A 12,672-nucleotide genomic window follows, 5' to 3' on the forward strand; every position below is an offset into this window, starting at 1 on the left:
TTTCCACATTGCTCCTGCAATTGGATTGCAACAGGTTCGAAGGTGCCCCCGCCGCGCGACACGCGGCGAGGGTTAAACGGGAAACAGGTGCGCCGCCATGTGCGCGGCAAATCCTGTGCTGCCCCCGCAACGGTCAGCAGGTAGAAAGGTGTCACGCCGGGCCCACAGGCCGCGGCAGCCACTGCGCGTCGGAACGCGTGGGAAGGCGGCACCCTGGACGCGCCCAAGCGGCAGTGCGTCCCCCTGCGAGCCCGGATACCGGCCTTGCGAACGATCACCGAGGCTGCGGACGGGCGGCAAGGCGTGAGGCTGCCGGGCATGCGTCCCGGCGCCATTGCGCGCGCGTCCGTGGCTTGTTCGTTCATTGCCGCGGGCGGGGTCGCCTGCGGCTCACGATGGAAAGTCCATGCCCGCGCGCTCCCGTTTCACCCGCACCGCCCCGCCCGGCCCTGTCCGGCCCCGGTTTTCCCCCACCCGCCGCAAGCTGGCCCGCGGTTGTGCGCTGGCACTGTCGCTGGGGGCCTTTGCCGGCGCCGGCGCGGAGGCCGCCCGGGCCGCCGAAGACACCGAAGCACCCGGCCGCGCGCATGCGCAGCCGGCACCGAAAGACGCCGCCGTGCTGCCGCCGGTGGTGATCAGCAGCGCGGCGGCGCTGCCCGGCCTGTCGCTGTCGGAACCTGCCAGTACCGCCAGCCGGCTGGGACTGACGCCGCTCGAGACCCCGGCCAGCGTGGAGGTGCTGCCCGGCGAGGTGATCCGCGAGCGCGGCGACCTGACCGTGAGCGACGCCGTGTCCCGCGCCACCGGCATCATCGCCAACGGCGCCCCCGGCAACGGCGGCACCGCGCTGACCGCGCGCGGCTTCTCGGGCCAGGGCTCGGTGATGCAACTCTACGACGGCACGCGCCTCTACGTGGCGGCCGGCACGGTGACCTTCCCCTTCGATACCTGGTCGGTTGACCGCATCGAGGTGCTGCGCGGCGCGGCGTCGGTCATGTATGGCGAGGGCGCCATCGGCGGCGTGGTCAACGTGATTCCCAAGAAGCCGATGCGCGCGCCGATCACCAACGAGCTGCAGCTCACCGGCGGCACCCAGCGGACGGCGCGCGCGGCCTTCGACACCGGCGGCGCGGTCAACGACAACCTCTCCTACCGCTTCAATGTCAACTACGGACGCTCCGCCGGCTGGGTGGAACGCGGCGAATCGCGCAACGTGGCCGTATCCGCCGCGGTGCGGCTCGACGTCTCGCCGGAGTTCAATGTCACGCTGTCCTATGACGACGGCGACCAGCACCCGATGCGCTATTTCGGTACGCCGCTGGTCAACGGCAGCCTGGATACGTCGCTGCGCACGAAGAACTACAACGTGGGCGACAGCGAGATCACCTACCGCGACCGCTGGACGCGCCTGGCCGCGCAATGGCAGCCGAACGAACGCGTGACCGTGCGCAACCAGTTCTACTACCTCACCAGCCAGCGCCACTGGCGCGATGCCGAGTCCTACACCTTCCTCCCCGCCTCCGGCCAGGTGCGCCGCACCGACTACCTGGAAATCCTGCACGACCAGGAACAGGTAGGCGACCGCGCCGACCTGAAGATCGACGGGCAGCTGTTCGGCATGGCCAACACCGCCACGGTGGGCTTCGACGTCAACCGCATCAACTTCACCCACAGCAACAACTCGCCCTACGGCGGCACGTCCACCGTCAACGCCTATCAGTTCGATCCGGGCCAGTTCTTCAGCCCGCCGGGGGTGGTCACTTCGCCGCGCTACCGCACCCACACCACGCAAGCCGCCCTGTTCGGCGAGGACCGCCTCAAGCTCACGCAGCAGTGGTCGGTGATAGGCGGCGTGCGCTTCGACCATGCCCAGCTCGAGCGCGGCAACCTGCTCACTGGCGACGACTGGACCCGCAACTTCAACAACGTGACGTGGCGCGCCGGCACGGTCTACGAGCTCACGCCGAAGCTGTCGGTCTACGCGCAGTACGCCACCGCCACCGATCCGCTCGGCGCGCTGATCACCACCTCGGACGCGCAGAAGGACTTCAAGCTCGCCACCGGCCGGCAGATCGAGGCCGGCATCAAGCAATCGTTCTGGGACCAGCGCGGCGAATGGACCTTCGCCGCGTACCAGATCGTGAAGAAGAACCTGCTCACGCGCGACGCCAGCAACCCGGCGCTGACGGTGCAGGTAGGCGAGCAGTCCTCGCGCGGGCTGGAAGCCTCCCTCAGCATCGAACTCATGCGCGGCCTGCGCGTGGACGCCAACGGCACCGTGCTGCGCGCGCGCTATGACGATTTCGCCGAAAGCGTGAACGGCGCGCTGGTCTCGCGCAACGGCAATGTGCCGACTGGCGTGCCGCAGCAGGCGGCCAACCTGTGGCTGACCTGGGCCTTCGCGCCGCAGTGGCAGGTGGGCAGCGGCCTGCGCTATGTGGGCCGGCGCTATACCAACAACGCCAACACCACGGCCATGCCCTCGTACACCGTGGTGGACGCCTCGCTGCAGTGGCGCGTGTCGCGCAAGACGGCGCTGGCGCTGCGCGTGTACAACCTGTTCAACCGCAACTACGCCGAGACCTCCGGCAACAGCGGCGGGCAGTGGCTGCTGGGGCGGCCGCGCGCGGCAGAGTTGTCGGCCAACTTCTACTTCTAGGCATGGCCACGATGCGCCGCCCGGGGTCCTGGCGGGAGCGCGGCTGGCGCTTCACGCGACGCTGGCTCTACCTGATCCACCGCTGGGCCGGCATCGCCGGCTGCCTGCTGATCGCGATGTGGTTTCTCTCGGGCCTGGTCATGATGTACGTGGCCTTTCCCGCGCTGACCGATGCAGAACGCCTCGCCGGCCTGCCGCCGCTGGACCTGCCCGCGGTGCGGGTCACGCCGGCCGCCGCCATGGCCAGCGCCGGCCTGGAGCGCTTCCCGCGCAGCCTGCGCCTGGAGATGATGGGCACCCAGCCGGTCTACCGCATGGTCGACTGGCGCGGCACGCCGCACACGGTCTCCGCGCGCGACGGCGCGCCCATCGGGCAGGTGGATGCCGCCACCGCGCAGGACATCGCCGCGCGCTTCGCCCGTGTGGGCAAGGCACGCTGGGTCGAGACCGCCGAGCGCGACCAGTGGACCGTGCCCAACGGCCTGAACGCCTGGCGCCCGCTGCACCGCATCGCGCTGGACGACGATGCCGGCACCGAACTGTACGTGTCCGCGCGCACCGGCGAAGTCATGCGCGACACCAGGCGCGCCGAGCGCTTCTGGAACTGGCTGGGCGCGGTGCCGCACTGGCTGTACTTCACGCCGGTGCGCGCCGATCCCCCGCTGTGGCGGCAGGTGGTGCTGTGGACCTCCGGCGTGTGCATGGCCGTGGCGGTGAGCGGCATCTGGATCGGCTGGCTGCGGCTGCGCGTGCAGCGCCGCTTTGCGCATGGCAGCGCGGGCGGCACCTCGCCCTACCACGGCTGGATGGCCTGGCACCATGTCGCCGGGCTGGGCGGCGCGCTGTTCCTGCTGGCATGGCTGGCCAGCGGCTGGCTCTCGGTCAACCCCAACCAGTGGTTCCCGGGGCGGAATTTCGACCAGGCCGCGCTCGAGCGCTATGCGGGACAGACCTTGCCGCGCTTTGCCGATCTGGACGGCAGCGCGCTGGCCAGCCAGTTGCGCGCCGCCGGGCGACCGCGCGAAATCCGCATGACGTGGCAGGCAGGCCAGCCGGTGCTGCTGGTGGCGACCGCGGCGCAGGACGGCCTCGCCTATCGCGCCGATACCGGCGCCGCGCTCGCGCCAACCGGCGAGCGGCTCACCGCAGCTGCCGCCAGCCTGGTGCCCGGGGCCGGCATCGCCGGGAGCGAACTGCTGACGCAGCCGGACGACTACTGGTACAGCCATCACCAGCCGCGCAAGCTGCCCGTGCTGCGGGTACGCTTCGACGACGCCGCCGCCACCTGGGCCTATCTCGACGCCACCAACGGCAGCCTGCTCGGCCGCAGCGACGGCAGCCGGCGCGCCTACCGCTGGCTGTTCAACGCGGCGCACAGCTGGGACCTGGGCTGGCTGCTGCGGCACCGGCCCGCGTGGGACATTGCCGTGTGGGCGCTGTCCGCCGCCGGGCTCCTCATCTCCGTCAGCGGCGTGGTGATAGGCTGGCGGCGCCTGTTCCGCCCCCGTCGCCGCGCCGGGACACAACGCTGACCGATTCGCACTAGATCACAGAACCGACCATGCTCCGCTTCCTCGCCAGCATCTTCAACGACCAGCACGCCGACGTACGGCGCAAGGTCATCGCCTTGTACGCCTTCCTGATCGCCGCCAATGTCGGCGCCTGGATCTGGGCGCTGGCCGCCTTCCGCGACCACCCCATGCTGCTGGCCTCGGCCGTGCTCGCCTACTCGCTGGGACTGCGCCACGCCGTGGACGCCGACCATATCGCCGCCATCGACAACGTCACGCGCAAGCTGATGCAGGAAGGCAAGCGTCCGGTCGCGGTCGGCTTCTTCTTTTCGCTCGGGCACTCCACCGTGGTCACGCTGATGTCGATCGGCATCGCCGTGGCCGCCGCCGCGCTGCAGACCCGCTTCGCCGACATGAAGGCCGTGGGCGGCATGATCGGCACCAGCGTGTCGGCACTGTTCCTGTTCCTGCTGGCCTTCTTCAACCTGCTGATCCTGATCTCGGTGTGGCGCGCCTTCCGCGCCGTCAGGCGCGGCGAAGCGCTCAAGGAGCAAGACCTGGACCTGCTGCTCAACAACCGCGGCTTCCTTGCGCGGCTGTTCCGCCCGCTGTTCCGCCTTGCCAGCCGCAGCTGGCACCTGTTTCCCATGGGCCTGCTGTTCGGCCTCGGCTTCGACACCGCGACCGAAGTGGCCCTGTTCGGCCTGTCCGCCGCGGAGGCCGCCAAGGGCGTGCCGTTCTGGACCATCATGGTGTTCCCCGCGCTGTTTACGGCGGGCATGTCGCTGGTGGACACCACCGACGGCATCCTGATGCTCGGCGCCTACGGCTGGGCCTTCACCAAGCCGATCCGCAAGCTCTACTACAACATGACCATCACGCTGGTGTCGGTGGTGGTGGCGGTGGTGATCGGCGGCATCGAGGCGCTCGGCCTGATCGCCGACAAGCTTGGCCTGGAAGGCGGCCTGTGGGACGTGGTTGGCGAGCTGAACGCGCACTTCGGCATGCTCGGCTACGTGATCATCGGCGTGTTCGTGCTGAGCTGGCTGGTGTCGATGGTGGTGTACCGGGTACGCCGGTACGACGAGATCGAGGTGCGGATGGGGTGAGACCGGCCAGGCGCGATCCCGCCCCGAAGTCCGCCCCGACGTCGGCACCGAAGTCGGCGCCGAAGCCGGGGCGGAAGTTGGGGCCGAAGTCCGCCCTATTCCGCGCGAATCTTCGCCTCCGCCACGATCTTGGCGGAGCGGGCCATGTCTTCCTTCTCGAAGCGCGCGAAATCCTCGGGCGTCCCGGGCGACAGCAGGTAGCCCTGCTCTGCCAGTCTGGCGCGCAGGTCGGAAGACAGCGCCTTGTTGACCTCGGCATTGAGCCGCCTGGTCACCTCCGCCGGCAGCTTGGCCGGCCCCCACAGACCGTACCACGAGTAAAACTCGTAGCCAGGCACGGTCTCGCCGACGGTAGGCACGTCGGGCATGGATGGCAGGCGGTCCTTCGAGGTCACCGCGACCACGCGCACCATGCCGCTCTTATGGTATGTCAGGGCGCCGAGCACGGGATCGATGAAGCCGTCGATGGCACCGCCGATCAGGTCCTGGTAGGCCGGCGCAGAGCCCTTGTACGGCACCACCAGGTAGTCGATCTTGCCCGCGCGCTTGAGCATCTCCGTCGACAGGTGGCCGGCGGAGGCCTGCGAGCCGATGGCAAACGACATCTTGCCCGGATGCGCCTGGGCATAGGCAATCAGCTCCTTGATGTTGTTGATGGGCAGCTTGCGATTGACGGACACCGCCAGCGGGCCTTTGCCCACCAGCGCAACGGGCGTGAAGTCGCGCGTTACGTCGTAGGGCGACGACTTCAGCGTCATCGGCGTGGTGGTGAAGGTGGAGGCGCTGAACAGCAGCGTATAGCCGTCGGCTGCCCCCTTGGCAACCGCATCGGCGCCGATGATCCCCTGGCCGCCGGGGCGGTTGTCGACGATGAAGCTCTGCCCGGTCTGCTCGGCCAGCTTCTGCGCCAGCATGCGGCCGACCGTGTCGGTCGGGCCACCGGGCGGAAACGGAATGATGACGCGCACGGCCTTGGAGGGATAGGTCTGCGCAACGGCGGTGGCCATGGCGGCGGCGCACAGCAGCAGCGCCTGGGCGGCGCGACGGGCAAGCCGGCGGGACAGCGTGTTCAATTGCATCTTTGTCTCCTGTATCTCGACTGAAAGCGCATGCCGCCGGGTGGCCGGGCCATGGCCCGGCGCGCCCGCGGCGCGTGGTATCGATCGACAAGGCCAGCGCGGTGCGCTTGCCGTTGGTCCCGGTGCCGCCATCAATGGCGGTTCTCGGTCCCGGGTCAGCGGCGCCTTGTCCCCGACGCGCGGCGATTCATGGCTGCGCCAGCGCCACCATTTCGGCGTAGAGGTCGGCCTTGCCTTCGAAGCCGATGCCGGGCAGCTCTGGCATGGTGATATGCCCTTCGATCACCTTCACGCCATCGGGGAAGCCGCCATACGGCTGGAACAGGTCGGGATAGCTTTCGTTGCCGCCCAGGCCCAGGCCGGCGGCGATATTGAGCGACATCTGATGGCCGCCGTGCGGGATGCAGCGGCGCGGCGACCAGCCGAACGTATTCAGCACTTCCAGCGTGCGTTCGTACTCGACCAGGCCATAGGACAGCGCGCAATCGAACTGCAGGTAGTCGCGGTCGGGGCGCATGGCGCCATACCGGATCAGGTTGCGGGCGTCCTGGTGGCTGAACAGGTTTTCGCCGGTGGCCATGGCGCCCGGGTAGTACTCGGCCAGCGTGGCCTGCAGGTGATAGTCCAGCGGATCGCCGGCCTCTTCGTACCAGAACAGCGGATAGTCGCGCAGCATCTTGGCGTAGGCGATGGCGGTATCGAGATCGAAGCGTCCGTTGGCATCCACGGCAAGCTGTGCGTCGGCGCCGATCTCCTGCAGCACGGCTTCGATGCGCGCGCTGTCTTCCTCGATGCTGGCGCCGCCGATCTTCATCTTGACCACGTTGTAGCCGCGCTTGAGGTAGGAGCGCATCTCGGAGCGCAAGGCGCCCAGGTCCTTGCCCGGGTAGTAGTAGCCGCCGGCGGCGTAGACGAACACGCGCGGGTTGGCCTTGACGCCGTGCCGCTCGGCCAGCAGCCCGAACAGCGGCTTGCCGGCGATCTTGGCCACGGCATCCCAGACCGCCATGTCGATGGTGCCGACCGCGACCGAGCGTTCGCCGTGGCCGCCGGGCTTCTCGTTGGACATGGTTGCGGCCCACACGCGGCCGGGATCGAGATTGGTGCCGGTGTCGTCCAGCAGCGAGCCCGGATCGGCCGCCAGGATGCGCGGCGCGAAGCGCTCGCGGATCAGGCCGCCCTGGCCATAGCGGCCATTGGAGTTGAAGCCGTAGCCGATCACGCGCTTGCCGTCGCGGAAGGCGTCGGTCACCACGGCGACGAGGCTGGTCGTCATCTTCGAGAAATCGATATAGGCATTGCGGATGGGCGACGAAATCGGCTTCGTCACCTCGCGGACGTCAATGATGCGCACAGACATGGCTATCTCCAGTGTTCGGTGTATGCGGTGTATGTTCGGTGTTCGGTGTATCCGGTGTTCGGTGTATCCGGTATCTCGTTGTCTTCGGTGCGGCCTGGCCGCGCTACAGCGACCCGCCGCCGCAGATCACGATCTGCTGGCCGGTGATGGCCCCTGCGTCCGGGCCGAGCAGGAAACTCACCACGCCGGCCACTTCGCCGGGGCGGATAAAGCGCCCGATGGGCGGCGTGCGCGGCGGCGTGCCCTTGCGTCCGGGGTCGTTCAGCATCGGCGTTTCGGTAGCGCCGGGCGCCACCACGTTGACCGTGATGCCGCGCGGCGCCAGCTCCGCCGCCCATGAACGCGCCATGCCCAGCAGCGCGGCCTTGGTTGCCGCGTACTGGCTGCGCGCGGGTGCGCCACCAGCGGTGCGGCTGCCGATCAGCACGATGCGCGCGCCGTCGGGCAGCACCGGCAGCAGCGCATTGGCCAGCACCGAGGCGGCCTGCACATGGATACGCCACATGCCCTCGCCGTCTTCCGGCTTGAGTTCGCCCAGCGCGGCCGTGCGCATGAAGCCGGCGGCATGGACGATGGCATCGACCCGCGGCAGCGCACCGACAGCGGCCGCCAGCCGCGGTGCGTCGGTCAGGTCGACTTCGATCGCGCTGAAACCTTCGCTGCTGGCCACCGGCGTACGGTCCAGGCCGGTCACGTGCCAGCCTGCGTCCAGCAAGCGCCGGGCAATGGCGGCGCCGATGCCGGAGCTGGCGCCGGTGACAATGGCGTGCCTTGCCGGTTGCGCGGGCGTGTCCTGGTTCTGCGTCGATTGGCTCATCTGGTCCCTCCCGAAAACACATCGCTGGCGACCATGCCGCCGCGGCGCCGCCGCGCATGGCTGCGGGCCGCTCACAGGCCGGGCATCGGCGCGGCAGTATCAGGCCGCGGCCTTCTGGGTAATGCCGGCCTGCGCAAGCGCGGCCTGGATGGCAGCCAGTTCGGCAGCCGACGGCGCGTGGGTTGGCGGGCGCACCGTGCCGTCGCTGATGATGCCGGCCAGCGCCATGGCGGCCTTCATGCGGCCGTGCGCTTCGCCGGTCGGCTCGCCGGCGCCGTACACCGCGTCCTTGAGGGGATTGATCAGGGCTTGCACGCGCATCGCTTCGTGCAGGTCGCCGGCCTGGACCGCCTTGAGCAGGTCGTTGATCAGGCCGGGGATCAGCGAGGCGAAGCCGACCAGCGCGCCGTCGATGCCCTGCACCATCGACGACAGCAGATATTCGTCATGGCAGGTCATCAGCACCTTGGTGGGGTCGGCGGCGCGGATCTCCTTGATGTCCCGCGCATATTTGTTCATCTCGCGCTCGCCCATCTTGAACGCCTTCACATAAGGCAGCCTTGCCAGTTCGGCGAGCAACTCGGACGAATAGGAGCCGCGCGTCCAGGCCGGGTAGATATGCACCACGAGCGGCAGGCCGCTGGCCTTGCCGATGGCGTTGAAATAGTCGAGGCAGTGCTCGGGCTTGAAGCCAAAGCGCAGCCAGTGGTGCGGCGGCATGATATCGAGTCCCGCGGCGCCAGCTTCCCTGGCCCAGCCGGCCTGCTCCACGGCATCGTTGATGCCTTCGCAGACGATCGACGAGATCACCGGGCAGATGCCCTTGGTGGCGTCCGCGGTGATACGCGTCACCTCGGCGCGTTCGCGCGGGGTCAGCGAGAAGACTTCGCCCGTGTGGCCGTTGGTCATCAGCGCCGTGACACCCTCCTGGCCGCCGAGCCACCGGGAAAAGCGGCGCAGTTCCGGCTCATTGATGCTGTAGTCCGCGTTGAACGGGACCGCGATGGCGGGGATGATGCCGCGGAAATTGATATCAGACACGTTTGTCTCCTGGTGAAGCAGGCGCTAGCGGCGCAAGGTTGGCGATAAGGAAGGCGGAATGAAGCCTCCGGAGGGTTGCAACGCACGGGCCAGTTCGGTAGCGGCATGCACTACCGCCGGCGCCGTGGTCGATTCGAAATCGTCGAGCGAGGTATTCATCGCCGGTGCGGCCACGCTCAGGCCCGCAAGCGGCACGCCGTCCACGTCCAGCACCGGTGCGGCGACCACGTACAGGCCGGACACGGTTTCCTGGTCGGACAATGCGTAACCCTTGGCGCGCACTGTCTCGAGCCGCTCGAGAATGATGTCGAGCTCGGTGAGGGTGTGGTCGGTCAGCTTCTGGCGCGGCTGCGCGTCCAGCACGCGGGTCTGCGTGTCCCGTGGCAGCGATGCCAGGATGGCGTAGCCGACCGCCGTGGAATACGCCGGCACCCGGCTGCCGATACGGATATCGACCCCGAGCCGCGTCAGCCCGGCCTGCACACGTTCTGCGTAGAGCACGTCCGCGCCATCCAGCACGCCAATCGAGGCGGCTTCATTGATCTCCCCCACCAGCGCGCGCAGGATCGGCCTTGCACGCGTGCGCAGGTCGGCATGGGCAATGGCGTCGAAACCAAGGTCCAGCACTTTGAGCGACAGCCGGAACAGGCGCGTGTCCGGCACGCGCTGCACATAGCCGATGTCCACCAGCGTATTGAGGAAGCGGAAGGCGGTGGCATTGTCCAGCCCTGCGCGGCGCGCCACCTCGGCCATGGTCAGCTCGGGTTCCTGTGCCGAGAACGCTTCGAGAATGCGGAAGCCCTTCGCCAGCGACTGCACCGTGTTCTTCGATGCGTCGCCCGCGCTGCTCGCCTTCGATGCGGAACGGACTGTGTTCTCGGGTGCCATGTCAATCTCCACTGTTAGTTCGGAATGCGAATTTTAATTCGTCGAACTGACGGAGGAAAGCCCTCGCTGATAAACCGCGCATGCCTATCGCCTCAGTGCCATCTCAGTGCCACCTCAGTGCCGATACGCCATCGCGGCTGGTTAATTCGGATTGCGAATTTTTATTCGCAAATTAAACACGAAAAAAAATTCTGGAAACGCATGTGGTACCTCGCCCCGCCGGTCATCTTGCCGGCTTGTGCCGCATGTACGAGTTACCTGCGCTTCATCTGTGCTTCACCCGTGCATCACCCGTGCATCACCTAAATATTCGGATTGCGAATTCTTATTCGCGATGTAGGATATTCTAGTACCTGGATTCAGGCAGGAGCAAGGACGAACCGCTAATGGTTTCCACTTAGCCATGCCGTCGCGGCCGTGGCTCGAAACAAGCCCGGGACGAAACCGGTGCGTACTGGCGGTACAGGAATCCACTTCCACCCAACTGCAGATCTGTAGCCGGCCTGCGCGCCCGGCCCCGGGAATGCCGTCGGCGCGGACAGCCGATCATTCAGGCGACCAGCGCCTGCGCCAGCAAATACTCCCCATCCCAGGCCGCGGCCAGCTCGCGGCACCGCCCCAGCGCTACCGCCTGCTGCTCGAAGTCCACCACCATCACGGCGTCCGCCCGGTGCGGTCGCACGGGTTGCTCCGGGCTGCGGCCGTCGCTGAGCAGCCAGAGCCAGCGTTGCTGCGCCGGACGGCGGCGCGCGGCGCGGGCCAGCAGCTCGCCCGCGCGCTGCATGCCGAGCGCGAGCGGCGTGCCGCCGCCGCCGGCGATGGGACGAATCCACGCTTCGCTCCACGGCCGGGCGCGGGCCGGCTGCAGGCGGACTTCGGCATGGGTGCCGGCGAAGCACACCAGCGCGACCTCGGCGCGGGCCTGGTAGGCGCGCTGCAGCAGGCGCAGCAGTACGCCCTTGGCAAGCGCGAGCTGGCGGCCGTGCAGCATGGAGGCGGAACAGTCCAGCACGAAGCAATGCAGCACGCCCGCCTGCGCCTGCTGCGCCCGCATGCGCAGGTGGCCCGGCGCGAGCGGTGCGGTGCGCTTGGCGGCGAGCGTGCGCGGCCAGTGGATGCGCTGGCCGTTCAGGCGGCCATGCGAGGGGCCTGGCGCGGAGAAGCGGGGGCCTTGCCACCGGTTGCCGCCTTGCCGGGAATCGGCGGCGGCCTGCCGGTGGCTCAGGCTTTTTTTGCGGGCAGCGGCCTCACGGATTTGACCGGTGCGATGCCCGCCGCCGTGCTGGCCGCGGGTGGCGGCAGCGCGCCCCAGGGGTTGGCGGAGCCCGCTGCGGCGGGGCTGGCTTCGCTGCGGTCGTCGGCATGTTCGTGGCCCGGCGCGCGACCCGGTTCGGGCGGCACCTGCCGGCGGTGATGCAGCACCAGTTCGGCCACGGTGTCCACGTGCGCGGGCACGATGGCCGCGTCGCCCTGCAGCGCAGCCAGCGCGCGTGCCGCACGCAGCATCACAAGGTCCGCCCGCACACCGTCCACCGCGGCGTCCAGGCACAGGCGGCCAACGCGTTCGTGCACCGCGTCGCTGAACGCGAGTGCCGGCAGCGCGGCCCGGGCGGCATGCACCTGGCGCGTCAAGGCGTCCTGCGCGCCGGCATGGCGCGCGCGCAGCGCTTCGGGGTCGGTGTCGAAGGCCAGCCGGGTGCGGACGATGGCCTGGCGCTGCGCGGGATCGGTGCAGTTCTCCAGCGTCAGCGCCAGGCCGAAGCGGTCCAGCAATTGCGGGCGCAGTTCGCCCTCCTCCGGGTTCATGGTGCCGACCAGCACGAAGCGCGCCTCGTGCTGGTGCGAGACGCCGTCGCGCTCCACCACGTTGATGCCGCTGGCGGCCACGTCGAGCAACTGGTCCACGAGATGGTCGGGCAGCAGGTTGACCTCGTCCACGTAGAGCACGCCCTGGTGCGCGCGCGCCAGCAGGCCGGGGGCGAAGCGCACCTCGCTCTGGCGCAGCACATGGCCCAGGTCGAGCGTGCCGGTCAGTTGTTCCTCGCTGGCACCCAGCGGCAGCGTGACGAACTGCCCTTCGGGCTGCAGCTCGGCCAGCGCCCGCGCGGCGGTGGACTTGGCGGTGCCGCGCGGGCCGCTCACCAGCACGCCGCCGATGCCGGGGTCCACCGCGGCGAGCAGCAGCGCCTGCTGCAGGCGCTGCTGGCC

General features: G+C 68.9%; 10 protein-coding genes and 1 riboswitch. Of the genes, 3 read left to right on the top strand and 7 right to left on the bottom strand.

What is annotated here, in order from left to right; translation table 11 throughout:
- Positions 1 to 23: 23 nt before the first annotated feature.
- Positions 24 to 281: riboswitch (cobalamin riboswitch) on the top strand.
- A gap of 125 nt (positions 282 to 406) precedes the next feature.
- Genes AC1DKV_RS09690 through AC1DKV_RS09700 form a run of 3 tightly spaced genes read left to right on the top strand, consistent with a single transcriptional unit; the run spans position 407 to position 5,279 of the window.
- Positions 407 to 2,659, top strand: a complete 2,253-nt coding sequence (locus tag AC1DKV_RS09690; RefSeq protein ID WP_441615044.1) for a TonB-dependent receptor — start codon at positions 407 to 409, stop codon at positions 2,657 to 2,659.
- Between the two features lie 11 nt (positions 2,660 to 2,670).
- Positions 2,671 to 4,191 carry a PepSY domain-containing protein gene (locus tag AC1DKV_RS09695; protein WP_441615046.1) on the top strand — a complete coding sequence of 507 codons (1,521 nt, stop codon included), beginning with the start codon at positions 2,671 to 2,673 and terminating at the stop codon, positions 4,189 to 4,191.
- A gap of 29 nt (positions 4,192 to 4,220) precedes the next feature.
- Positions 4,221 to 5,279: a HoxN/HupN/NixA family nickel/cobalt transporter gene (locus tag AC1DKV_RS09700; RefSeq protein ID WP_441615048.1), complete on the top strand. Its 1,059-nt coding sequence runs from the start codon at positions 4,221 to 4,223 to the stop codon at positions 5,277 to 5,279.
- A 95-nt stretch (positions 5,280 to 5,374) separates the two neighbouring features.
- On the opposite strand, the gene AC1DKV_RS09705 is transcribed toward AC1DKV_RS09700, so the two are convergent.
- The 7 genes from AC1DKV_RS09705 to AC1DKV_RS09735 form a co-directional block, all read right to left on the bottom strand.
- Positions 5,375 to 6,358, bottom strand: a complete 984-nt coding sequence (locus AC1DKV_RS09705; protein ID WP_441615050.1) for a Bug family tripartite tricarboxylate transporter substrate binding protein — start codon at positions 6,356 to 6,358, stop codon at positions 5,375 to 5,377.
- A gap of 187 nt (positions 6,359 to 6,545) precedes the next feature.
- On the bottom strand, positions 6,546 to 7,718 hold the full coding sequence (locus AC1DKV_RS09710) for a mandelate racemase/muconate lactonizing enzyme family protein (RefSeq protein ID WP_441615052.1): 1,173 nt from the start codon (positions 7,716 to 7,718) through the stop codon (positions 6,546 to 6,548).
- A 103-nt stretch (positions 7,719 to 7,821) separates the two neighbouring features.
- Positions 7,822 to 8,535: an SDR family NAD(P)-dependent oxidoreductase gene (locus tag AC1DKV_RS09715; protein ID WP_441615054.1), complete on the bottom strand. Its 714-nt coding sequence runs from the start codon at positions 8,533 to 8,535 to the stop codon at positions 7,822 to 7,824.
- 99 nt (positions 8,536 to 8,634) lie between these two features.
- A complete protein-coding gene (locus AC1DKV_RS09720; protein ID WP_441615056.1) occupies positions 8,635 to 9,576 on the bottom strand; it encodes a dihydrodipicolinate synthase family protein in 942 nt (313 codons plus the stop codon).
- Positions 9,577 to 9,600: 24 nt separating this feature from the next.
- Positions 9,601 to 10,464, bottom strand: a complete 864-nt coding sequence (locus tag AC1DKV_RS09725; protein WP_441615058.1) for an IclR family transcriptional regulator — start codon at positions 10,462 to 10,464, stop codon at positions 9,601 to 9,603.
- 550 nt (positions 10,465 to 11,014) lie between these two features.
- Positions 11,015 to 11,518, bottom strand: a complete 504-nt coding sequence (locus AC1DKV_RS09730) for a vWA domain-containing protein (RefSeq protein WP_441615060.1) — start codon at positions 11,516 to 11,518, stop codon at positions 11,015 to 11,017.
- Positions 11,519 to 11,685: 167 nt separating this feature from the next.
- The coding region (locus AC1DKV_RS09735) for a magnesium chelatase ATPase subunit I (RefSeq protein WP_477137598.1) at positions 11,686 to 12,672 on the bottom strand (987 nt) is incomplete at its 5' end.

It is taken from the genome of Cupriavidus sp. 05T41 (assembly GCF_056396525.1).